General features: G+C 37.0%; 20 protein-coding genes. 17 read left to right on the forward strand and 3 right to left on the reverse strand.

Going from position 1 to position 24,943, the window contains the following annotated elements:
• From ACFO3O_RS04045 to ACFO3O_RS04115, 15 genes are all read left to right on the forward strand, one after another.
• Positions 1-371, forward strand: a 371-nt coding sequence (locus ACFO3O_RS04045) for a transposase (RefSeq protein WP_379977245.1), incomplete at its 5' end; no start/stop codon positions are given.
• A 157-nt stretch (positions 372-528) separates the two neighbouring features.
• Entirely contained in the window at positions 529-4,800 is a 4,272-nt protein-coding gene (locus ACFO3O_RS04050) for a T9SS type A sorting domain-containing protein (RefSeq protein WP_379977246.1), read from the forward strand.
• Positions 4,801-4,966: 166 nt separating this feature from the next.
• Complete coding sequence (locus ACFO3O_RS04055; RefSeq protein ID WP_379977247.1) at positions 4,967-5,500, forward strand: contractile injection system tape measure protein; 534 nt, start codon at positions 4,967-4,969, stop codon at positions 5,498-5,500.
• A gap of 27 nt (positions 5,501-5,527) precedes the next feature.
• The gene (locus tag ACFO3O_RS04060) at positions 5,528-5,674 is read left to right on the forward strand and encodes a hypothetical protein (RefSeq protein WP_379977248.1); all 147 of its coding nucleotides are present in this window, start codon (positions 5,528-5,530) and stop codon (positions 5,672-5,674) included.
• Positions 5,675-5,704: 30 nt separating this feature from the next.
• Positions 5,705-7,285, forward strand: a complete 1,581-nt coding sequence (locus ACFO3O_RS04065) for a phage tail sheath family protein (protein WP_379977249.1) — start codon at positions 5,705-5,707, stop codon at positions 7,283-7,285.
• 47 nt (positions 7,286-7,332) lie between these two features.
• The gene (locus ACFO3O_RS04070; protein WP_379977250.1) at positions 7,333-7,794 is read left to right on the forward strand and encodes a phage tail protein; all 462 of its coding nucleotides are present in this window, start codon (positions 7,333-7,335) and stop codon (positions 7,792-7,794) included.
• Positions 7,794-8,246, forward strand: a complete 453-nt coding sequence (locus ACFO3O_RS04075) for a phage tail protein (protein ID WP_379977251.1) — start codon at positions 7,794-7,796, stop codon at positions 8,244-8,246. Before ACFO3O_RS04070 ends, ACFO3O_RS04075 begins: the two co-directional genes overlap by 1 nt.
• 113 nt (positions 8,247-8,359) lie before the next feature.
• Entirely contained in the window at positions 8,360-9,424 is a 1,065-nt protein-coding gene (aroC, locus tag ACFO3O_RS04080) for a chorismate synthase (RefSeq protein WP_379977252.1), read from the forward strand.
• A 1-nt stretch (position 9,425) separates the two neighbouring features.
• Complete coding sequence (locus ACFO3O_RS04085; protein WP_379977253.1) at positions 9,426-9,923, forward strand: hypothetical protein; 498 nt, start codon at positions 9,426-9,428, stop codon at positions 9,921-9,923.
• 163 nt (positions 9,924-10,086) lie between these two features.
• Positions 10,087-11,532, forward strand: a complete 1,446-nt coding sequence (locus ACFO3O_RS04090) for a dicarboxylate/amino acid:cation symporter (RefSeq protein ID WP_379977254.1) — start codon at positions 10,087-10,089, stop codon at positions 11,530-11,532.
• 277 nt (positions 11,533-11,809) lie between these two features.
• Positions 11,810-12,607, forward strand: coding sequence for a hypothetical protein (locus ACFO3O_RS04095; protein WP_379977255.1), 798 nt, complete (start codon positions 11,810-11,812; stop codon positions 12,605-12,607).
• Between the two features lie 86 nt (positions 12,608-12,693).
• Positions 12,694-13,725, forward strand: coding sequence for a glutathione synthase (gshB, locus tag ACFO3O_RS04100; RefSeq protein ID WP_379977256.1), 1,032 nt, complete (start codon positions 12,694-12,696; stop codon positions 13,723-13,725).
• Positions 13,718-14,569 carry an N-formylglutamate amidohydrolase gene (locus ACFO3O_RS04105; protein WP_379977257.1) on the forward strand — a complete coding sequence of 284 codons (852 nt, stop codon included), beginning with the start codon at positions 13,718-13,720 and terminating at the stop codon, positions 14,567-14,569. The genes gshB and ACFO3O_RS04105 overlap by 8 nt, the downstream gene beginning before the upstream one ends.
• A gap of 39 nt (positions 14,570-14,608) precedes the next feature.
• Positions 14,609-15,766 carry a flavohemoglobin expression-modulating QEGLA motif protein gene (locus ACFO3O_RS04110; protein WP_379977258.1) on the forward strand — a complete coding sequence of 386 codons (1,158 nt, stop codon included), beginning with the start codon at positions 14,609-14,611 and terminating at the stop codon, positions 15,764-15,766.
• A 165-nt stretch (positions 15,767-15,931) separates the two neighbouring features.
• A complete protein-coding gene (locus ACFO3O_RS04115) occupies positions 15,932-19,465 on the forward strand; it encodes a TraB/GumN family protein (RefSeq protein ID WP_379977259.1) in 3,534 nt (1,177 codons plus the stop codon).
• Positions 19,466-19,477: 12 nt separating this feature from the next.
• Here ACFO3O_RS04115 and pulA read toward each other — a convergent pair whose 3' ends face one another.
• Positions 19,478-21,487: a type I pullulanase gene (gene pulA / locus ACFO3O_RS04120; RefSeq protein ID WP_379977260.1), complete on the reverse strand. Its 2,010-nt coding sequence runs from the start codon at positions 21,485-21,487 to the stop codon at positions 19,478-19,480.
• Positions 21,488-21,611: 124 nt separating this feature from the next.
• A complete protein-coding gene (locus ACFO3O_RS04125; protein ID WP_379977261.1) occupies positions 21,612-22,067 on the reverse strand; it encodes a hypothetical protein in 456 nt (151 codons plus the stop codon).
• 110 nt (positions 22,068-22,177) lie between these two features.
• Between ACFO3O_RS04125 and ACFO3O_RS04130 the strand changes: the two genes are divergently transcribed.
• Positions 22,178-22,567, forward strand: a complete 390-nt coding sequence (locus ACFO3O_RS04130) for a carboxypeptidase-like regulatory domain-containing protein (protein ID WP_379977262.1) — start codon at positions 22,178-22,180, stop codon at positions 22,565-22,567.
• 92 nt (positions 22,568-22,659) lie between these two features.
• Here ACFO3O_RS04130 and ACFO3O_RS04135 read toward each other — a convergent pair whose 3' ends face one another.
• Positions 22,660-23,256, reverse strand: coding sequence for an RDD family protein (locus ACFO3O_RS04135; RefSeq protein ID WP_379977264.1), 597 nt, complete (start codon positions 23,254-23,256; stop codon positions 22,660-22,662).
• A 154-nt stretch (positions 23,257-23,410) separates the two neighbouring features.
• Between ACFO3O_RS04135 and guaA the strand changes: the two genes are divergently transcribed.
• Positions 23,411-24,943 carry a glutamine-hydrolyzing GMP synthase gene (gene guaA / locus ACFO3O_RS04140; RefSeq protein ID WP_379977266.1) on the forward strand — a complete coding sequence of 511 codons (1,533 nt, stop codon included), beginning with the start codon at positions 23,411-23,413 and terminating at the stop codon, positions 24,941-24,943.

Below are 24,943 nucleotides of genomic sequence, written 5' to 3' on the forward strand. Positions count from 1 at the left end.
ATCTTAAATGGACACAAAATCAATCAGAAAGAGCTGTGATACTATTCGAGAAATACCCAGATATAGAAAAAGCATATAAACTATGTCAAAATCTCTCTTGGATATTTAATAACACAAAAGACAAAACATCAGCTTTAGTAAGACTCGCGAAGTGGGATGAAAAAGTCAGGCAAGCGCAATTCAAAAGCTTCAATACAATTGCTAGAACAATGTCAATACACTACAAGAATATCCTAAATTACTTTGACAATCGAAGTACAAATGCGTCTGCAGAATCTTTTAATGCCAAGATAAAAGCGTTTAGAGCACAATTCAGAGGTGTTAGAAATGTAGAATTCTTCCTTTTTAGATTATCTACTATTTTTGCATAATCCTAAAATCCCACAAGTTTTGGACTTGATCCAAAGTAATCAAATATAATTTGCTGTGTAGTTTGTCTATTTTATTTGTATTTTGGCGATGTTTTAATGTGATGTAATAAAAGTCACCTGTTTTAACAAAGTTCTTGTAACTCTAAAGCTACTAGCCATGAATAAAAAATCATTACTATTTTCCACTGTTCTGTTAGGAACATTTTGTTTTCTATTTTTTTACAATTTTGATAAGGAGGAAACCATTGATGTTGAACCACAGGGGTTAACGTCTTTGAGAACGGAGAAGAAAGAAAAAAAATCAATAGAAGAAAAGAAACGTACTGTTGAGGAGCGTGCTGCCTTTGATTTTGAGATGCAAAAAAATCCTGTCACGGGATTGATCCCCAGAGAAGAAAAAGAGGCAGAGCTTGAAATAGCTAGACGTGAAAAAGCAAATAGCTTAAGCTTAGATGCAAACTCTAGGGCTTTTACAGTGCCTTTTGAGTCTAGGGGACCTACAAATTTGGGAGGACGTACAAGAGCGATTGTTGTAGACCTTAGTGATACCTCGGGAAATACAATGATAGCTGGAGGTGTAAGTAGTGGAGTTTTTAAAACTATAGACGGAGGTGTTTCTTGGGAGAAAGTATCTGCAAATGATGAAATACATAATGTAACGGCCATTGCACAAGATCCTAGAGTTGGATTTCAAAACAACTGGTATTATGCGACAGGTGAAGTTTTAGGTAATAGTGCGTCATTAGGTGCTGCAAATTATTTTGGACAGGGCGTTTGGCAATCTACAGATAGTGGAGAGACTTGGACACAAATTCCAGGAACCAATTCTACATTTGAATCTTTTGATTCTGGATTTGATTTTATAAATTCTCTAGCAGTACATCCTATAACTGGAGATCTTTACATAGCTACTTTTGATGGTATTGTTAGATATGATGGGACAAATTTAAGCACAGAGTTATCTACATTTAATGCAGGAAACACAGATGTTAAAATAACAGCTACAGGACGTGTGTTTGCCTCTATTAATGGCGCAAGTGGATCAAATGGAGTATACACCTCTCCCACAGGTATAGGAAGTTATACACGTATTGCACAAAATAGCTCGCCTACTGGATGGGCAGCTGTAGGAAGAATCGTATTAGGAATAGCACCTTCAGATACAGATGTAGTGTATGCACTGTATGCTAATGGTAATAGTGGAGCTATAGAAGCCGATTTATGGCGTTACGATTTAGGAACTGGATTGTGGACAGATTTTTCAGCAAAACTTCCTGATGAGCCAGGAGGAGATTTAGGAGGGAATGACCCTTTTGCTATACAAGGAGGATATGATCTTGAAGTATCTGTAAAGCCTGATGATGTAGATTTTGTTGTTATAGGCGGTACCAATGCGTATCGAATAGCAGATATCGTAACAGATCCTACATTTGAGCGTATTGGAGGGTATATCAGTAATATGAGTTTTGCTTCTTATGGTTCTGGAGATGCTGCTGCCAACGATGGAGATACACATCACCCAGATATTCATGATTTGGTATTTAGCCCATTTAATGCAAACACCTTACTATCAGGAAGTGATGGAGGGGTGCATACAACAGATGTTACTTCTGGAACGGTACGTTGGACGTCACTTAATAACAATTATCAAACCTATCAATATTATCATGTTGGATTAGACCCTCAAGGAGGATCTGATATTGTATTAGGGGGCGCACAAGATAATGGAACTACTTTAGGAGGGACTACTATCGCGGTTCCTGATGTTAGTAATACTACAGATGCGTTTGAAATTTTTGGAGGAGATGGTGTAGCGGCTACTATTGGAAGACGCGCATCTGCCAATACCATAGAAAATTTAGATTTATATTTTGGGGTACAAAACGGACCTATATTCGCTAATGGCCCCTTTAGAGCTGGTTCAACCGGAGGAGTTAATGTATTTTTAAGTCCATTAGACCCATCAGGCACACTAGTGTTTTTACACGATATCACTCCTGCGGGAGCCAATAGTAGTATTTTTGTTACGTATTTTTACTTAGATCCAGATTCAAATACGTTGTATTATGCAGATGGTAATAGAATCTTCAGAGCAAATAACGCACAGACGGTTAGATCTGCTAGTGGTTGGACAGATATAGGAAGCTTATCCACAAGTCAAAATATACGTAGTATCGCAGCTACGAGAGGAACGTATACGACCAGTAGTTTTACATTGATAGGAGGCCAAAATGGAGGTGTTTTTAGACATGATAATCCACGTAATACAAATCTAAGCACAGCAGATAATATTACACCTGCAGGAGCATCTACAGTGGCAAACTCCGTAGTGAGTGGTGTCGCGATACATCCTACAAATAATGATATTGGGATGGTTGTTTATTCTAATTACGGGATTAATAATATATATGTTACTTCAAATCTAACAGATGCAAGCCCAACATGGACGCTTGCTGAACGTAATTTATCATCTCACTCTATACGATCTGCAGCAATTGCAGAAGTAGATGGAACGACCACTTATTTTGTAGGTACCGCAAGGGGACTATACTCCAGTACCAACCCAATCACAACTGACTGGACACTTGAAGCACCTGATCAAATAGGACTTGCTATTGTAAGTAGCTTGGTATATCGTCCTAGTGATGGTATTATGTTGATAGGAACACATGGTAATGGAATGTATCAAGTAAACTTAGATTCTTGTCCAGATACGACTACATATACTATTGCAGGGGGATGGGATAATGGAGCGCCTACAGCTTCTGTGAGAGCTATCATTGCTGAAAGCTATGATACATCAGATATGGGCTTAGGAAGCATTACTGCTTGTGAACTCACAATTGCCTCAGGTGCTACACTTACGGTAGCTGATGGTACTTTTGTAAGTGTTCAAAATGATATTACTGTAAATGGTACACTAGATGTCTCTAATACAGGGAGTGTCGTACAAGTATTTGAAGCTGCCGAAACATTTAATAATGGAAACATCAGTGTAGAAAAAATTACCCCCACAATCGATGATCGTAATTATGTGGCGATGAGTAGTCCAATGACAGCTGAAACTCGCGACGGAGTTTATGGAAACTCTAGAGCTGTTTTTAGTATTATTCCAGCTAATTTTATACCGTTCCCTATTGATTTGATGATGTTTCCAGAATTTGCTGGTGCAGAAAACTTCCTTGATGATGATAATGATTACTTATTACCTGTCACAGGAAGCACGGCTTTACCAGCAGCGGGTATAGGACAATTAGTATTTCCTCAGCCAATGCCAAATGTGGGTGATGGATCATATACATTGACTTATACACAAGGAACACTTAATTCAGGAACCATTACAGTTCCTCTTAATTATAATGGTCCTGCGACAATCAATAACTACAATATTTTAGGAAATCCGTATGCCTCTGCAATCGATGTCACTGCATTTATTAATGCCAATGACGCTGTTAACGAGGTGTATTATTGGGATCATATTACAAATCCCGTTTCTACATTACCGGGAGCAGGAACGAGTAATTTCTCTATGAATGATATCTCCGTACGTAATGCGATGATGGGAACTGCTGCCGTAAATGGTGGTACAGAACCTACTCAATTTATGTCCTCTGCACAAGGATTTGGTATTAAAGCGCAACAATCTGAAGCTGCGAGTAACACACCTGTTGTATTTACAAACGCTATGCGAGTGACAGGGAATAATGATGGTTTTAGAAGTGCTGAAATTGTTTCTAATACAGATAAACTTTGGTTAAACTTAACAACGTCTGCGTATGATAATGCAATCTCACAAGCAGGAATTGGATTTACAGATCTTGCTACTCCTGAATTTGACAATGGGTATGATACCAAGAGACTAGGAACCTTCTTATCATTATTCACAAACCTAGATGGAGAATACCTTTCTATCCAAGGAAGAGAGGCATTTAATACACAAATTGAACTTAGCGTAGGATTCTCTACCACCGTAGAGACTCAAGAAACTTATACGATCAGTATAGATCGTTTTGAAGGAACGGGTCTTGAGGATGCGCCTATATACATTATAGATACCCTTCTGAATACTATTACAAATCTTAAAGAAGCTCCTTACGTATTTACCGCGACTAGAGGAATTCAACCAGATCGTTTTATTGTGGTCTTTGAAGAGAGAGAAGTGCTGAGTACAGAAGAAGTTATCGTTTCAAATGATTTTTCTGTATATCCTAATCCAGCTTCTAGTGAAATAACGCTTAGCTATACTGGAAATAGTCAATTACAAGAATTGATCATTGTGAATGTAAATGGACAACGAGTACAACAACAAAATCTAACAACGTTCCAGCAATCTCAACAAATTGACATAAGCGCCCTTTCTAAAGGTGTGTATTTTATGCAAATCATAAGTGATGAGCAAATGGTAGTTAAGAAATTGATTGTGAAATAATCAAGATAGATTTAACACGATAAACTAAAAAGCCCCTTCTTGGGGCTTTTTTAATTTTAGTGCGGTTCTTCTATGCATGGAGATTGGGGGTTTTTACGGGTATGTAAGCATTAGATATCTTATATTTTTGGTACATTGAGAAGCATTACGATCTTATAAATACCTTATGGAGCAACAATCATCTGAAACATTAGAGCAAGGAATTGCGATCTCTAACGCAGGTCTAGTCATTTTAAATGCATACTTTATAACGCTTTTTCAAAGGCTAAGTCTTGTTCATGCCAATACTTTTGTTTCTGATGAAGCGCAGACAGACGCTATACATTATTTACAGTATTTAGCTACGGGTGCTTCCCAAACCGAAGAGGCATTATTGGTGCTGAATAAGGTACTATGTGGGGTTTCTATAGAAACACCTATTAAAGATGGGATCGCTATTTCTGAGGATCACAAAACATTAATTAAAGGGTTGATAAAAGCTGCTATAGGATATTGGTCAGCGATAGGAGAAACTTCCATAGATGGGTTTAGAGGGAATTGGTTAGTACGAGATGGAATCTTGAGAGAAGAAGAAGACCATTGGACGCTTACTGTAGAAAAAAGAGCGTATGATATATTGTTAAACAAATCCCCATTTGGATTTTCAATCATTAAGTTTCCATGGATGCCAAAGCCATTGCATGTGACTTGGCCTTTTTAAATAAATTATTTATGTCTAAAATCATACATGAAAGAGGTGGGGATTGTAGCGATTGATAATCATCTTTTATACGCTTTCGCGAAAGCGGAAAAAACACCATCTACAATGTTTCATTTGAAACTAGAACACATAATGGGCGCTATCGCATTGGCTGAATCTCCTCATTATAAATAGTAAAAATCATATATCTAATAAATGTCCACTATGAATCCATCTAATATCAAAACGCCAGGCGTGTATATAAATGAAGTCAATTCGTTCCCAAATTCAGTCGTTCCAGTTGCTACTGCAGTACCTGCATTTGTCGGCTATACACCTCAAGCTGCGTATGAGGGCAAGTCATATACAAACGTACCCACCAAGATTACATCTTTTGCAGAATTCCAAGCGATATTTTGCAATCCAAATCCTCCAGTACCAGCAGATCCAGCAAAACAATATAACCCTCAATACTATTTAGTACAACAAAAGAGTCAGCCAGAAGAAGGGGATTATATGCTGATAGAGGGAGATTATTATTCGATCGTTCCTGATCCCAATACAGTGTATTACTTATATAATAGTATTCGTTTGTTTTATGAAAATGGAGGCGGAGATGCGTATATTGTCTCTGTAGGAACCTATGGTACTCCTTCGGGAAATCCAATGAAACCAGGAGATCAGATAGTGAATCCTAATGTGCAGTTAAACGATCTTACTAATGGGCTCGCATTACTGAAAAATGAACAAGAGCCCACCATGTATATCTGTCCAGAAGCAACCTTGTTATCGATCGCTGATAACGGTACGTTAATGGAAGCAATGCTGTTGCAATGCGCTGAAATGCAAACAGCCATTAGTATTTTTGATATTATTGGCGGACGTGATCCAGATCCGATTCTGTATACAGATGATATTACTACATTTAGAAATAGTACAGGAAACAACAGACTCGATTATGGAACCGCTTATTATCCTTTTGTAGGCACCACCATCATGCAGAACACTGATATAGATTACACCAACCTTTTTGGAGGAGATGTGAAGCAATTAGTCCCCCTTTTAAATCCACCTTCAAACCCGAATCAAAATGCGGAAAAAATACTGTCGAATATAGAAAATCCAACAGGAAATCCGCTTACAGTAAGCCAATACAATGCGGCATTACTAAACGCTAGTTCAACCTATGCAATGATCATAAATCATGTGCTCGCAGATGCTAATATACTCCCACCTAGCGGCGGGATGGCAGGTGTGATTACAAATACAGATAACAATGAAGGTGTATGGAAAGCGCCTGCAAATACCTCTATCGTTGGGGTGTCAAGTTTGCCTATTCGGTTATCAAGTTCGCAACAAGAAGATTTGAACGTAGATGCTGTTTCTGGAAAATCGATTAATGCAATTCGATTTTTTAATGGGCAAGGAATTTTAGTTTGGGGCGCTAGAACCTTAGATGGGAATAGTCAGGATTGGCGATACCTTTCCGTACGGCGCACCTTAATATTCTTAGAGCAATCCTGTAAACTTGCAGCACAAGCATATGTATTTGCACCTAACGATAAAAATACATGGGAAGCTGTAAAAGCAATGATAGGAAGTTTTTTAACGAATGTTTGGAAAGAAGGAGGACTTCAAGGCGCGAGTGCAGCCGATGCCTTTTCTGTGGAGTGTGGCCTTGGCTCTACTATGACAAGTGAAGATATTCTTAATGGGTTTATGAACGTAACCATCAAGGTGGCTGTTACGCATCCTGCAGAATTTATAGTGATCTCATTTCAACAACAAATGGCTACCTCTAGTTAGTCACTATTTAATTTTAAACGTGTAATTAATTATAAAAAATCACATATATGGCAGATGATGGAAGTGCAGAAAGTTCAACATGGCCTATGCCAAAATTTCGATTTGAAGTAGACTTAGGCACCGAATTAAAAGGAGTCGCTTTTCAGGAAGTGTCTGGAATGGATGTCGAAAATCAACTCATTGAGTATCGTAAAAGTAATAGTCCGCTTTTTTCAACAGAGAAAATGCCCGGCATTGCTAAATACGGAAATGTCACGATGAAACGGGGTGTTTTTGTAAATGATGCTACATTTTGGAACTGGCATGCCCAGATACAAATGAATACCATTAAGCGAAGAACGGTTCTAATTAAACTTTTAGATGAGTCTGGTGCTGTGACGATGCAGTGGCAACTCAATAATGCCTGGCCCACCAAGATAACGAGTACCGACCTAAAATCCGATGGAAATGAAATCGCGATAGATACGCTGGAGATTGCTCATGAGAGTCTTACGATAAAAAATAACTAATGAAAGAAACTCATAATCCATATCCTGTAAGGTTTTATTTTTCTGTTTCGTTTGATGGATCTCACCAAGCCGATTTTCAAGAGGTTGCTGGTATTTCAAAAGAAATGCATGTAGAAGATGTCAATGAAGGAGGTGAAAATCGTTTTAACCATAAAATACCCCCATCAACATCAAGTCAGAATTTGATCCTAAAAAGAGGGTTTATTTCCAAAAATTCTTCCCTATTCAAGTGGTGTGTAGATAGCATTGACGATGGGTTAGCCACAGCGATTCAGACAAAAAATATAACGGTTCATTTATTAGATAGTGATGGAGTGGTAAAGATGACATGGATTTTCTATAATGCATATCCAGTAAGGTATTCGGTGGCTGATCTGAAATCACAAGAAAATAATATAGCTATAGAAACCTTAGAATTAGCATATACCTATTTTCAAGTGGATACTATTTAAAATTAAGAATCCCTTAGTTTACCAAAAATCTATTTTTAATATTGCTTTTGAAAGTCTACATTTGTTTTGAAACCCTCATATATCTTGAGTGTTAAAACGACGATTCATACTTTATGGCTGGAAATACTTACGGAACTCTTTTTAAACTCACGACTTTTGGAGAATCACATGGCAAGGCAATTGGAGGCATTATTGATGGATGCCCTGCTGGGTTAGAACTTGACTTTGATGCGATACAGAAAGAGCTAGAGCGTCGTAAGCCTGGGCAGTCCAAAATCGTCACTCAACGTAAAGAACCTGATACGGTAGATTTCCTTTCAGGTATTTTTGAAGGAAAAACCACGGGAACACCTATTGGTTTTGAGATTGTCAATACCAATCAGAAGTCCAAAGATTATTCTCATATCAAAGACACCTACCGTCCTAGTCATGCCGATTATACCTACGATCAAAAATATGGTACCCGTGATTACCGTGGTGGTGGGCGTTCTTCGGCGCGTGAGACAGCGAGTCGCGTGGTAGCAGGCGCTATAGCCAAACAGCTTTTAAAAGATATTAAAATTCATTCCTACACCTCTTCGGTGGGAGAACTGGAGATGGATATTCCGTATCAAGACCTTGATTTCAGTAAGATTGATAGTAATGATGTGAGATGTCCTGATACCGCTTTCGCGAAAGCGTTTATAGATAGAATCAAAGAAATCCGTAAAGAAGGAGATACCATAGGAGGAGTAATTACCTGCGTGATCCAAAATGTCCCAGTCGGGCTCGGCGAACCTGTATTTGATAAGCTTCATGCCGAACTCGGAAAGGCGATGCTGTCCATTAATGCCGTAAAAGGGTTTGAATATGGTAGTGGTTTTGAAGGTGCCAAAATGAAAGGAAGCGATCATAATGATATTTTTAATGCAGACGGAAGCACCAAAACGAATCTAAGCGGTGGGGTGCAAGGCGGTATCAGTAACGGGATGGATATTTATTTTAAAGTAGCGTTCAAGCCCGTCGCAACCATCATGCAAAAGCAAGATACCATCGATGCTGATGGCAATGTAGTTGAAATGCAAGGAAAAGGAAGACATGATCCTTGCGTGGTGCCAAGAGCAGTTCCCATTGTAGATGCCATGGCAGCATTGGTAATTGCTGATTTTATGTTAAGAGATAAAACGGTTAAGTTGTAGTATGAAAGTTCAAGATTTATTTATCATTTTTTTGAAATTACTAGGGATTTATATCATCGTTGTGAATCTGCAATCCATATTATCTTATATCCCTTTGATGGCACTAGATGATGGTTATAGTACACTATTATATACATTAGCAGCACTACTTGGAGTGGTATTTATTGTTTTTATATTATTTAAATATAGCGATGTTATTTTGAAATTTGTAATACCCGAAAAAGGGCTAGAAAGCACTACTATTGATTTTGGTGCGATTTCGAAAGAGAGTTTATTTGAAATAGGGATTGTCCTTATGTCTCTTTACCTAATCATTAATAATCTGCAAACACTTATTTTACAGGGGCTATACTTTTTTAAGAGTAAGGTAGCATATCGTGATATCACTAGTGTTTTTGAAAATACATATAATATTGAAAGTTTGCAATATGCAAGTGTTAGTGTCATACTTGGACTGGTACTGATTGCAACACGTAAGTATATTTCAAAATTGTTTTAAGTAAAATAGTTCCTGTGAAGACGAGAAACTTGATAATACATAGAAATAATACGTTTAAGGCGGATGAGATTACTGCCGCAAAGTATCTCACGAATAGGTATATTGTAAATATAAATTTTAGTAGGTTGGATGAGATTTCCACCTACGTGGAAATGAAAAATATATGAAAAAACTAGCACTACATTGGAAGATTATTATTGGTTTGGTATTAGGAATTATATGGGCTTTGGTCTCTAGTTCGTTAGGTTGGAGTACATTTACGAATAATTGGATAGCTCCTTTTGGAACCATTTTTATCAATCTTCTGAAATTGATAGCAGTACCCCTTGTCTTATTTTCTATTATCAATGGGGTAACAGGTATAGGTGATCCTTCTAGTTTAGGTAGAATGGGAGGGAAGACCCTTTTGGCGTATTTAGCCACTACTTTACTTGCGGTCGCTTTAGGTTTGGTACTTGTCAATGTCATGCAACCTGGTAAAATGGTAGATGAAGCAAGTCGTATCGATAACAGGATTAGTTATGAATTATGGGCACAAGATGCAGGGGTTGACGTGAAGGACGGAATGAACTTCCTGCAAGATCCTGAATTTAAAGATCGAGTAGCAGCTGTTACTGAACTTGAAAAAAATAAAACGATAGATGAAGCGGTTGCCTCACGTCTTGAAACGGTTGAAAAAAATAAGAAAGAAGGTCCTCTAAAACCTCTGGTAGATTTAGTACCTCAAAATATTTTTAAGTCATTAACAGATAACGGATTGATGCTTCAAGTCATCTTTTTTGCGCTCTTTTTTGGGGTGAGTTTATTATTTATCCCGAAAGAAAAAGCAGATCCAGTCATTAAGATCGTGGATAGTTTGATGGAGACCTTCCTGAAAATGATTGATTTTGTGATGCAGGCAGCGCCATTTTTTGTGTTTGCTTTATTAGCAGGTGTGATTAGTAAAATGGCAGGAGATGATGTAGGGAAAGTGATCGAGATTTTTAAAGGCTTGTCTTGGTATTCCCTTACGGTAGTCATAGGACTTGCACTAATGATTTTCGTCATATATCCTTTACTGATGAAATTAATCGTTCGTGTCGTGCCCTATACAGGTTTCTTTAAAGCGATGGGACTCGCACAAACCACGGCTTTTTCTACGTCAAGTAGCGCGGCAACACTGCCTGTAACGATGGAATGTGTGGAGGATAACCTTGGGGTAGACAAAAAGATTACGAGCTTTGTATTACCTATTGGTGCAACCGTAAACATGGATGGTACGGTATTGTATCAGGCGATTGTAGTGGTGTTTCTGGCACAATTCCACATGATCGACTTGACCATAGGGCAACAACTTACCATTGTATTGACAGCGACACTCGCTTCTATCGGATCGGCAGCGGTGCCGAGTGCAGGATTAGTGATGCTTATTGTGGTATTAGGCTCTGTAGGATTGAATCCCGCTTGGATTGCTATCATTTTCCCAGTAGATCGTATCCTAGATATGTGTCGTACGGTAGTGAATGTCACAGGAGATGCTACGGTTTCTTCTATTATTGCAAAAGGCGAAGGCATGCTCCATTATGATCCAACAAAAGATCCTGATGATGCGTTCGATCCTGAGAAGTAACCAGTAGGATATTACTTTAGATTTTTTAGTGGCCCATTATTTTTAACAATGTGGATTTCTGATGCTATTCAGAATAGCATACAGTTGTACGATAATAAACCTTTTTTGACTTGGTTCTGAATTAGAATGCTCTTTTACAGGTAGTTAATATACCTTTTATAAAACAATGAAGCAGAAAGTTGCATAGTGTTTAAATAAAAATCAAAATTATTTGTATTTTGTGCTTTCAATAATGTAGATGTCTATATGCGTGGACGTTACTTAACCGTATATAGCCATGCAAAAAAATATAGCACACCTTATTTTCTTATTATTTATTTCTATTTCTTATGCGCAAGTAGGCATAGGGACAACCACACCTTCACCAGCCTCTATGCTCGAAGTCAGTCCTACCTCTGATGGCGGTGCTTCTTTTAGAGGGTTTATGCCTCCGGTAATGACCATAGCGCAACGAAACCTGATAAATACTTCTACAACAGACGCAGGATTGCTCGTTTTTATTAACGATTCTGTTGAGGGTATACAGTGTTTGCAATTTTTTACAGGTACAACCTGGGTATGTACCGATGATCCTTTTTTTCCAGGATATACCGTATTTGCAGCGCAGGATTTTGATGCAAACTCCACGTGGAATTATACCTTATCACCAATAACATACAATGAGACAGCTTTAGAAGACATATGGGCTGTAGTCAACGAATTAGATAATATTACAGATTTTACAGGTAACTTTTTAGGGTGTAGTGATTTAGATAACCCTATTTCTGGATCTAATATAGATCATCGTATTGCTTTTGACAATGTAGATATATCTGCAGCAACTGCGGCTAAAGTAAGTTTTGATTACGATATTTTTGAATTTGATACAGGCGATAGCGTTTCTTATGAGTTATTTTATGATGACGTGAGTCAAGGCGTATTTACGGTTTTAGCAGGAAATAGTGATGCTTCTTTACGCGGAACGGTAACTATTCATATTCCTAACACCGTCGTGAATGTTCGCATCACAGTAATTATTAATCAAAATGGCAATGAAGACAAGGCTGGATTTGATAACTTTAGGGTTTTTGAATAAATGGAAAAGTATTAAAATATAGCACTTTATTTTTCATTCGTTTTCAATCAATTTTAGTATTTTGTATTTTTAAAAAAACCAACACTATGAATGTTTGCTATATTATGTATCCATGGGAAGAAATAGATCCTGAAAATGATACAACCCTTTCTTTAATCCATGAATGTGTAAAGCGTGACCACGGTGTTGCTATTACCACACCCGCTAATCTTACGATTAGGGACAGTGAGACCTTTGTGTTTTGTAAGGCAATCAACCGAATGGATAAGGTGCCAAATACGCTGAAATCGTTTCATAAAAAAGCAACATTACGAGAAGAAATGCTTCCACTAGCGGGATTTGATGTGATTATTTTACGTAGTAATCCGCCATTGGATATGATTATGCTAAACTTCCTAGACTCTGTAAAAGATGACGTGTTTATCATGAATGATGTAGACGGGATACGTCGTGCCAATAATAAGCTATATACTGCTGCTTTTGAAGACAATACGCGAGAATTCATACCGCGTACTCATGTCACAAAAAACAAAGACTACTTAATTAAGATGATAAAAGAGTCAGATCAAGACAAAATGATCTTAAAACCATTAAATGGCTTTGGAGGATCTGGTGTTATTTTGATAGAAAAACGTGCCATGTCTAGTATCCGATCGTTACTTGATTTTTATATAGACAACAAAGATGGTACAACCAATTATGTTATTCTTCAAGATTACATTCCTGGAGCAGACCAAGGGGATGTTCGCATCTTAATCCTTAACGGAAAACCCATAGGTGCCATGAAACGTGTACCTGGAGATGATGATCATCGATCTAATGTATCTGCGGGTGGAAGTGTCCAAAAACACACACTAACTGCACAAGAAAAAGAACTCTGCCGCCGTATAGGGCCCAAACTTGTGAAAGACGGTCTTTACTTTGTAGGAATAGATGTGATTAACGGGATGCTCGTTGAGGTAAATGTCATGAGCCCAGGTGGGGTGACGTATATTAATAAAGTCTATAAGGTGAGGCTTCAGGAGAAAATAATCAATTTTGTAGAAGATAAAGTTCTTGAGAGAGTAAGCCGTATAGAACGTAGAGCAAAACTTAGAAAAACCGTTGAAGATGCTTAGACTTTCTACCCAAGAGATGATCGCCAAAATAGGGAATGAAGAACCTTTTCATGCGGTTTCTGAGGACTATTCCTTTACTCTCAAAATAGAAGAATACACCTATTTCTTGTGTGGAGCAGTGCACGACGGTCATCAATTTAGAAAAGAACTTTGGAAAAATTGTTTGCACACGGCGTATGATCGCTGGTATGAAGAAGACCCCTGTACCAAACAAATGATACAGAGTAACCCAATGGTGATTGCTGGGATGGATAGTCGGTTTGAATATGATTTAAATAGAGCTCCAGAAATGGCTATTTATGAAGATGCCTGGGGGAAAAAGTTATGGCGCACGCCATTATCAGAAGATCAGGTACAAAAAAGCTTGGACAAGCATACACGTTTCTATCAAGTAGTTCATGCGCTTATCTCCAAAATGGAGGAGAAATTTGGTTCTGGGATTGTGTATGATATGCATTCTTATAATTGGAAACGCTGGGACAGGCCTGTTCCTGTGATTAATCTAGGGACTAAAAATATTGATAATGATCGTTTTTTCGCTTTCGCGAAAGCGTGGTGCGACTCCTTAAAAACCATTAAATTACCACATGATATCGAAACCACAGCCGGTATTAACGATACGTTTCATGGCAATGGATATTTTTTGAAATACATCACAGAGAATACTAAAAACACATTGGTTCTCGCTACAGAATTTTCAAAAATTTACTGTGATGAGTATGACTATATTTTGTACCCTGAAGTTGTAAATGCTATAGAACAGCAACTGAAGCTTATCCTACGGAATCATGCTACTACATTTTATAATGATTTTATTTTAAAAAATGATTTGTTGCCTGACTAGTCAGTAAGATTTTATACTTTTGACGATCCAAAAAAACCTATGCATTCTCCAGTAGTTGACACAAACGCCGCCATTTTTGAAATCGATCAAAACCTTGATCGACTAGTAAAAGATATAGAGTTGCTTAACTATCTCAATCCTTTGAATATAGAGATAGAAAAAAAGCGTTTTTTTGCTAGTAAATACACGGTAGAGCCTCAATTTAACTATCGGAAAATTAAATTCAGTCCTTTTAAACTTCAACGATTATTTTTTAATCAACGTTTAGAACGCATAGAAGATGATGATATACGACGTTTATATCGAGATATTATCTATGAATACTCTGGACTTATTGCGTGTATAGAAAAGATAGGAAAGGGTAAGAAGTTTTTTTATAATAATCTTAAAGTATTTGGAACTCCCAAAGAGCGTGATGTCGAAAATGCCCGTTTTATTCTTCATTTTGCAGATGAGGATGAAGGAGAAAAAATGATTCCTAAATACGATGCAAAAGAAGCGCAAGCCTACTTTGAAGAGTTTGGAAAACGCTATGATTTTGATTTTAATATCAAACAAAGTAGTCATATCTCTGCCGCAGCGATGGTGCTTAATGCCTCTGATACGTTGTTGTTAAAAAAGAACCATCGTTTTTGTAAAAACCAAATAGAAGTGCTTGCCAACCATGAAGTGGGTGTTCATCTTGTAACAACACACAACGGAAAATCACAACCATTAAAGATTTTTTCGAATGGGTTTGTGAAAAATACAGAAACGCAAGAAGGGTTAGCGGTGTTGAGTGAATACATGAGTAATAATCTTACGTTGAGTCGCCTTAAAGAACTTGCACACCGTGTGATTGCAGCAGATAGTCTTATTAAAGGCTATACTTTTGTAGATACTTTTGATTTACTTTTTAATCAATATAAAGTCCCTAAAGATAAAGCATGGCAAATCACGTTGCGTGTTCATAGGGGTGGAGGTTTTACAAAAGACTTTTTGTATTTGACAGGACTTAAAAAAGTATATGAGTATTACCAAAAAGGCGAAGATTTATCCTTATTACTCACAGGAAAAGTGACCCTTGAAAATTTACCAGTTATTAAAAAGATGATGAAATTAGGTCTTGCTGTCCCTAGCAAGCATATTACAGACTCTTACGCCCAAAATCTCAATACGAACACAAAACTGGATTTCATTCTCAAAAACTTAAAATAAAACGAGTAGTAATTAATAGTTTGAGTCGACTTAGATTATGTTACGACTTTTTCTATAAGGTTTACTATAAGTTTATTACGTTTTTACATGAAAGGCTAAAATTCTTTTGAATTCATTGCCTAATCTTGATATGCTTGCTTATATTTCAGTTTTATAAATTTTGCTATGTCTTTTGTACGCTTACATCTTAAGAAGATAGGTCTTACATTCTTATTTTCATTCTTCGTTTTTTCTTTTATATCTGCCCAAGATCGCTCTAATTATGCGCTCCTTTGGGAAATTGAACATAAAAATAGTGACAAGAAATCGTACCTATTTGGAACCATGCACTTAAGGGATAAGCGCGTATTTAATTTTACAGATGCAATGTTGCCGTCTATTAAGCAAAGTGAGGTTTTTGCTTTAGAAGTGGATCCAGAAAATATCGCCACAAAGTATATAGAGAGTTTATCCAAAAAAGATTTTTTAGATACCTATAAAGATATCTTAGCAGAAGAGGATTATATAGTATTACAAGAAAAAATAAAAAACGCTACAGGTAAAAGTTTAGAAGAATTATCAGCAAATAATCCTGATTATATAAAAAGTGTATTACGACCAGATTTAAATAAAGACGACGACAAAGATGTTTTTTTAGATCTCTATTTGTATCAAATAGCAGCTTCTCTAGACAAGGAGATTCAGGGTTTAGAAGAATTAGAAGATCAAATGATCAACTATGACAAAGCTTCTAATAAGGAAATAACAAGAACTATAAAAGAATTAATTAACCATTCAGAAGATGAGTATGTATCACAAGTAGAAGATCTCATAGAGATGTATATTTCTGGAGATTTAGCTAAGATACAGGCGTATACCTCTGAGTCAATAGGTTTTTATAAAACGACCATGCAGCGCCGTAATGAAAAGATGGTGAAGAGCATGAAAGAAATAATGAAAACTAAAAGTGTTTTTGCAGCCATTGGTGCTGCGCATTTACCTGGTGAGGAAGGGGTGATTGAACTTTTGAAAAAGGAAGGATATACTGTGAGGAAAGTAGAAAATTCTTTTACAGGGAAATCAAACAATTATACATTTATACCTAATCTTGAAAAGTGGGAGGTATTCAAGGATAGTATCAATGGCTATAGCTTAAAACAACCTATTTCTGCTCAAAAATTTGATGTGCTCAATTTTTCAGGGTTTTCAGGTGAAAATGCATATATCGATTTTAAATCTGGAGCTAACTTTTTTCATTTCTCAATAGACATGACAGATAGAGTCGAAGCTTTTCGAGCTCAAATGGCAGATAGTTTTGTGGAAAATATACGAAAAAGAGATTCTACTGCCTTTGTCTCTTCGGGTAAAGTACAACGAAACGAAGAACAATTTTCTCAAGTAATTATAAAGAGTTCAGGAAAGAGGGTAGCGCACTTTGAGCTATTAAGTAAGCATGGGTATTTTTATATTTTTGGGGTAGAATACAGCCCTAGTATAGCTAAAGCAACCGCAGAAAGCTTTTTTAATAGTATCGTTATTAATCAACCCAAAGTGAAGGAAACTTCTTGGAATTCGTATACAAATACAAAAGGAGCCTTTACAGTTCAAGTACCAGGTGAAATAAATGATATGTCTAGAGTGATTCCCAATCCTGAAGATCCAGATGGGGACCCTTATGAGATGACTCTTTTGGCAATTAAGGATGCCGAAAAAAATCACAATTACCTCATTCGATATAATAATTTTCCTATCGGTTATTATTTAAAGGATATTTCAGATATCTACAATGGATTGTTAAATCAATTTAAAACAACAGGAGCTACAATTCTTGATGAGAAAAAATTTGAATTTGATGGACATGTCGCTTATGATTTTGATGTCATGATTCAGGGGAAATATCAAGCTATTTTTAGATATATTTCTAGAGGTAATCGTACGTATGTGATACTAGCACAGTCTTTAGTAGAAAATGAAACAGTCACTTCGGACAATCCTCTTTTTAATTCATTTACGTTTGACCCCTATACCCAAACCAATTTTGATACGATACAGAATAAACACCATCAACTTTCGTTTTTGCTTCCTAAAAAGAAAAGGGAAGAAGAAAATCTAGAAGTTATTTATAACAGTTACTATGGTGACGCTATAGATTATTTTGGGCTAAATGAAGACACAGGCGGGAGTTATAGTGTGTACTTGAGTGATCTTAAAAAATATTTTAGAGTAAAAGAAAATAACGTCGAAGCTTTGTTTGATGAATTTGCATATCAATATAAAGAGTACAGTGACACGATTTATAATACTGAAAAAGGGTTTTATAAAAAATATCCAACAAAGACATACTACCTGTCCTCTAAGAAAACACCTATTATTAAAAAATATAAATTCTTTTTGATTGAAAATCAAATGGTTATTTTGGGTGCCTATCTAGGAGAAAAAGAAGTGGATTCAGAGATAGCCAATTCTTTTTTTAATGGAATAAAAATCGATGGCTTACAATCTTTTGATGTTTATTCCTCCAAAGCAAAACGTATCTTAAAAGATTTAGAGTCAAAAGATACACTTACAAGATTTCAGGCAAAAGGAGCTTTAGACTATTATACGTTTGAGCTGTCAGAAAAGAAAGTACTTGAAAAGGGTCTTTTTAAAACATATGAACAAGACACGGCTTATTATGGCATAAAAAATATGATTATTTACAATCTAGGACTTGTAGGAGATGATGCTTCTGTTTCTAAGTTAGTGTCGTATTATAACTCATCAAAGGCTACAAATAAGAACAGGCTTATGACACTTTCTGCGTTACCTTTAATTAAAACAGAAACTGCACATGAGGCCTATTTTAAACTATTGAATACAAACCCTCCTATACGTACTACTGAGGATCCATATCCTGTTTTAGAAACGGTTTCAGATTCTGTTTTTAACTATAAAGTGTACGGCGATGCCATTTTTGACCTTAATCATAATCCTCTTTTTAGAGATCATGTGATCAATTATTGGCGAGAAGTAATACGTCAAGATTCAACAGCTATTGACTATCTAAAAAGTAAAAAGGAAATGGTATTTGAATATTTTGAAAGTGATGTACGTACTCTCATCGATACGACAATTGCAGTAAAACCTTTATATCTTACTAATGAAGGGATTATTGCTGATTATATTAGTTTGATGTCCGCACTTGATTTGGATACAAAGAAAACAAAAACAGCCATAGAACAACTGCTGGCTGTTGCAGAAAAAAGGAGTTGGTACACCTACAGAATATATGATTATTATATCAACCACACCAAAACACCAGATACCGCTACGGTAGCTATTTTACTAGATGATTTGTATTATAGATTTGAGGCCATGGAATTGCTCATAAGTGCTGGTAAAAGTGATCTCATTCCAACATCTTATTTAGAAGCCATTCCTTTTAGCAAGCTATCCCTTTATTATAACATAGGAGAATATCATGGCTACCCAGATGACATGGAGTATCAAGAGACCATCATTTTTGAAGAAGAACCTTATGATGTGTATATAGCCTCAGTAACAGAAATATCAGAGGAAGAAGACGCACTCATAACAAAATATGTGGGAGTCGTCAAAAAAGATGCTGCAGATTTGGATAATTTTAAACTTCTAGATTCATATTATTCATACGATGTTATGACAGATAAACCGATTAAAGATCAGGCATTATCAATATTGAAGTCTTCAAAAGAAGAGTGATATTTTAATCTATTACTCTTGATATAAAATAACCATAGAGCGTTCGGGAACAGTTATACTTCCAGTAATCAGCGCTCCAGAATTAAATTGATCTCCAAAAACAGCTGTTTTCCAACGGCCTTCTATGTGATAGTTGTATGGTTGTGTTTGTGCATTATAGATCACGTATATGGTTTTCCAAGTATCTCCGTTTGCGTTATTATCTATTTGATAACTCACCAATCCATCTATGACGGTTTTAAATTCAAGATTCTGACGAACCGCTTCTGCAGTTGGCATTCTAAACGCAGGATGTGCTTTACGTAAGGCAATAAGATTTTTATAGTAGTCTACGACAGGAGCATACGTAGTTTTACGATTCCAATCTATTTGATTAATAGCATCTGGTAAGTTATACGAGTTATGTTCTTCATTTTTGGTACGCAACAGTTCTGCTCCTGCATGGATAAAAGGGATTCCTTGTGATGTAAGCACTACGGCATTGGCTAGTTTGTCCATTTTAATAATCGCTTCTTCTGTAGCATCTCTTCGAGAGACGTGTAATTTGTCATAAAGCGTATGGTTATCATGACAGGACACATACGAAATAGCTTGCCAAGGTTCATTGGTCCATGGCGCATCTGAATAGTTGACCCCTTTGTAATCAATTTGTGGATGCTGAATAGCCCCAACCACACCAAATTTTATGGACTCTTCGGTTCCTTTTGCGCCACTCACAAATCCTGTACTTTGGTCATCAAACACAGATCCTTTTAACCCATCACGGATATCATCACTAAAAGCAGTTACATCTGGCATACGCTGTATATGTGCTTTGAGGGCTCTGTCTTCGATAGGGAGAGGTGAGTCGCCAGCGGTCCAACCTTCACCATACACGAAGATTTCAGGATCTACTTCTTTTAAGGTTTCGGTTACCGTATTCATAGTTTCGATATCATGAATGCCCATCAGATCAAAACGAAACCCATCCAAATGATACTCTTCTGCCCAATACTTCACAGATTGCACTATAAATTCTCGCATCATCTCTCGGTCTGAAGCGGTTTCATTTCCGCAAGCAGAGGCATCCGCATAGGAGCCATCTTCATTTTGACGGTAATAATAGCCAGGAAATTCTAAGCTAAAATTTGAACCATTGGTATCGCCTTTACCATTCGGCATTCCTGTATGATTGTAGACTACATCGAGAATGACGCCTATGCCACTTTCGTGAAAACGTACCACCATTTCTTTAAACTCTTTAATACGCACTTCGGCATTGTACGGGTCTGACGAGAAAGAGCCTTCGGGAACATTATAGTTCTGCGGATCATATCCCCAATTGTATTGCAGACTGTCTAGTTTAGTTTCATCGATGGAGTAGTGGTCATAGGTAGGTAAAAGATGTACATGCGTAATTCCCATATCGCGCATGTGATCAAAACCAGTGGCTACATCATTAGGTCCTTTTGTCCCTGATTCTACGAGTCCTTTGTATTTACCAGGCATCGAGGATCCTGATTGTGGATGGATGGTCATATCTCGTATATGCAATTCATAAATTACCGCATCATTAGGACTTTGTAAAGAAGGTCTTTTGTCTGTTGCCCACCCGCTAGGGTTGGTGCGTTCTACATCTAACACCATGGCTCTATTGCCATTAACGCCGACTGCTTTCGCATAGATACCAGGTGTTTCCTTAAGCCATTCGCCATCTATGTGTATTTGATATGTATAGTAAACGCCATCATAATCGCCTTTCAGTGTTTTGGTCCATTTTCCATTGGTAGAGGGTTTTAGTTGATGGGTTTCATACGCGTCTCCGCCATTTCCTGTTTTGTATAAATTCAATTGAACTTTTGTAGCCGTTGGAGACCAAATTTTAAAGGTGGTGGCCTCTTTGCTATACTCCAACCATAAATTTTTGTCTTCAGGTCCTTTGTAATCAGTATACGAACTGTGTGCTTTTGGAGAATAGGTAGCAGATTCTTTGCAGGATGTTATAAACATAAGGATACATGAAAATAGAATAATATAGCGCATTATAAGGATTGTTTGTATTTTTAAAGTCTCTCAGAAATAATAGATGTTTAAGCCTCTCTCAATATAGTGAGATATCTTTTTATAGGATGGATAGGAGTATAAGAATTTGTATATATAAGTAGTGTCATTCTACTCTCCAAAAAATAAAAGGAATCTCCATCTCTTCTGAAGATACGATCGCCGTAATGGTATCATCAAAGTAGCGATATTGTATATGCGTAGGGAAATCGTGCGTGGGATTATGGGCTAAAAATGTAGACACTGTTTTTTTAAGTATTTTAAAAGAAACGACAGGCTCTTTGCCACTTTGTATGTCTAGTTGCCAAGTTGTATCCCGCTTTATCAATTGCATTTGTTCTTTCCAGATCGTGTCGGTATCCTTCAGTGTATACCCTATTCCTTTGTAGGTAAGGGAGTCTGGTCGCTCCCATATTTCAAATGTTTTTTTTCCTTCTTGTTCATTGGTACGCTCCCAATGTCCGATCAAATAGTCAAAATCTCCTTTGGGTAATTGTGGCGTTATTTTCTTTTCACAAGAAATGAATAAAAAAATACTACATATATATGCTATTAATTTCATGATGTGTGGTGCTATTTGTATCCTAGCAATAGATACTAAAGTTACTTTTTTTAAGTTAATTATTTTACTATGTATATAACTAAACGATTATATTAGCAAAAAATAAAACTATGAGAATCTTATTTGCCCTTATTTGTTGTACTTTTTTAATGTCTTGTGGAAGTGATGATGGAGGTGATGCCAATCCAACTATAGAGTGCGTAGATATCGCTCTTCCTGCCTTTCGCATTCAAGTAACCAATGCAAGTACAGACTTGCCATTACCTGGTGTCACTATAACGGCTAGAGAGAGTAATACGTTTGAGGAGATTCTTATGGAAGTATCTACTTCTCCAGGAACCTATCAGGGAGTTATTGAAAGAGAAGGCTCATACACCTTAGTTGTTGAGATCGATGGTTTTCAAACGGTAATCACAGAAGCAATTCCTGTTGTGCGACTTAATGATGGATGTGACACCTTAGATACACAAGAGTTGTCTTTTGCGCTTGAAGAATTATAAAAAAATATTCATAACGCAGTGTAAATTTTTTGTAGTCAAAATATAGAACATCCTCTCAAGCTCTGATATTAAATATCTACACATATAGAATATCACTTAACACTAATGACTCTTGTTTTTGAGAGGGTATCATGCCAACCTCTGGCACCATCTCCTAGAAATGAAAAAGCTTCAAATGGAATATATCTACAAAGTGATCGCAAAAGAATAGCATCAAAATTAGCTTTCTCTCCATTTTCAGCAACGACTTTGGTTTGTGTAATGAACTTCGCCACGGTTCTTCCAGTCAGTGTCTCAAGTGTTGTAAAATAGATCATTCCGCACAGAAAGCCAAGCCCATACTCTATAAGTAAATTCTCCTGTTCAAATATGGATAAACTATCTGGGCTTATCAAAGCTATGATAACTCCTAAAACAATTCCAAAAAGAAAATTGAAAGCTAATAGAAAAAGAAGATCTAAAATATAGTTTGCAAAACGAGTTCCTGCACTTACTGTTTGGTGGGTGAGAACCTGATCTTTATTGTTTTTTTGCGTTGCTTTTGTTAAAATGTGATCGACCTCAAATAATTCACATTCATTTTGAAAGGTGGCCTTTTCATTAGTATATCTGCAAATAATACCTTCTGTGTAGTCAAATTTTTGGTGTTTACAGATGTTACAAAATTCTAATTGTTCTTCTCTAGTCATATAGCTTTCTTTTAATACGTTACAATATAATGCATCTACTTAGGACACAAAATGTTTTTTTTAAAAAAAATAGTGTCAATAGCCCTGTTAAAAACTCATTTATTTTGTCGTTTAGAATTTTGAATTCCTGATGTTAAAATTGGTATTTTTGCCTATGCAAAACAACGTCCTTATTTTAGACTTCGGGTCTCAGTACACACAGTTAATTGCACGCCGTGTTCGTGAACTTAACATCTACTCAGAAATTAAACCTTATAATAACCCTCCTAAAGATTTATCCATCTACAAAGCAGTGATTCTTTCGGGATCGCCACATTCTGTTAGAGAAGGAAATCCACCACACCCGGATCTCTCTGAAATCAAAGGAAAAAAACCGTTGTTGGGTGTTTGTTATGGCGCACAGTACTTAGCTCATTTTCATGGAGGTGAAGTAGGACAATCTAATACGCGCGAGTATGGTAGAGCCAATCTCTCTATGATCAAAGAAGGAGAGCCTTTTTTAGAAGGGGTATCTGCAAACTCTCAAGTTTGGATGAGTCATAGTGATACTATAAAAAAATTACCTGAAGGTGCAGTTCGTATTGCTTCTACGCATGATGTAGAGAATGCAGGATACCGCATTGAAGGCGAAGATACCTATGCCATTCAGTTTCATCCAGAGGTATATCACTCTACCGACGGAAAAAAAATACTAGAAAATTTCTTAGTCAAAATCGCTGGTGTTGCCCAGACCTGGACGCCTGACGCGTTTGTGGAGACTACGGTCGCCGACCTAAAATCAAAAATAGGGAATGATCGCGTGATCCTTGGACTCTCTGGTGGCGTAGATAGTACAGTGGCAGCAACTTTATTACATAAAGCTATTGGAAAAAACTTACACTGTATTTTTGTAAATAATGGGTTGTTACGTAAAAATGAATACACCGATGTCCTGAAACAATACGAAGGATTAGGTCTTAATGTAAAAGGGGTAGACGCTTCGGCACGCTTCTTGGACGCGCTGGAAGGAGAAAGTGATCCAGAGACCAAACGTAAAGCCATTGGACGTGTATTTGTAGAAGTATTTGATGACGAAAGTAAATTGGTTGAAAATGCTACTTGGTTAGCCCAAGGAACCATTTATCCCGATGTTATTGAATCGGTAAGTGCAACAGGAGGACCTAGTGCTACGATAAAATCACATCATAATGTTGGGGGATTACCAGATTATATGAAATTAAACGTGGTAGAACCTTTACGTATGATATTTAAAGACGAAGTGCGTCGCGTAGGAGCAACGCTAGGACTCTCACAAGAGTTATTAGGGAGGCATCCTTTTCCTGGTCCAGGTCTTGCCATACGTATCCTCGGAGATATCACCAGAGAAAAAGTACGTATATTACAAGAGGTTGATCATATTTTTATAAAAGGCCTCAGAGATTGGGGACTCTATGATAAAGTATGGCAAGCGGGAGCAATGCTACTACCAGTTAACTCCGTAGGAGTCATGGGCGATGAACGTACGTATGAAAAATGTGTCGCTTTGAGGGCTGTCGAAAGTACCGATGGAATGACTGCAGATTGGGTACACTTACCGTATGAATTCATGCAAAAAGTATCCAATGATATAATAAACAAAGTAAAAGGCGTTAATAGAGTAGTATACGATATTAGCTCCAAACCACCAGCCACTATAGAGTGGGAATAA

Origin of the sequence: Dokdonia ponticola (assembly GCF_042653865.1) — a bacterium.
Lineage (GTDB): Bacteria > Bacteroidota > Bacteroidia > Flavobacteriales > Flavobacteriaceae > Dokdonia > Dokdonia ponticola.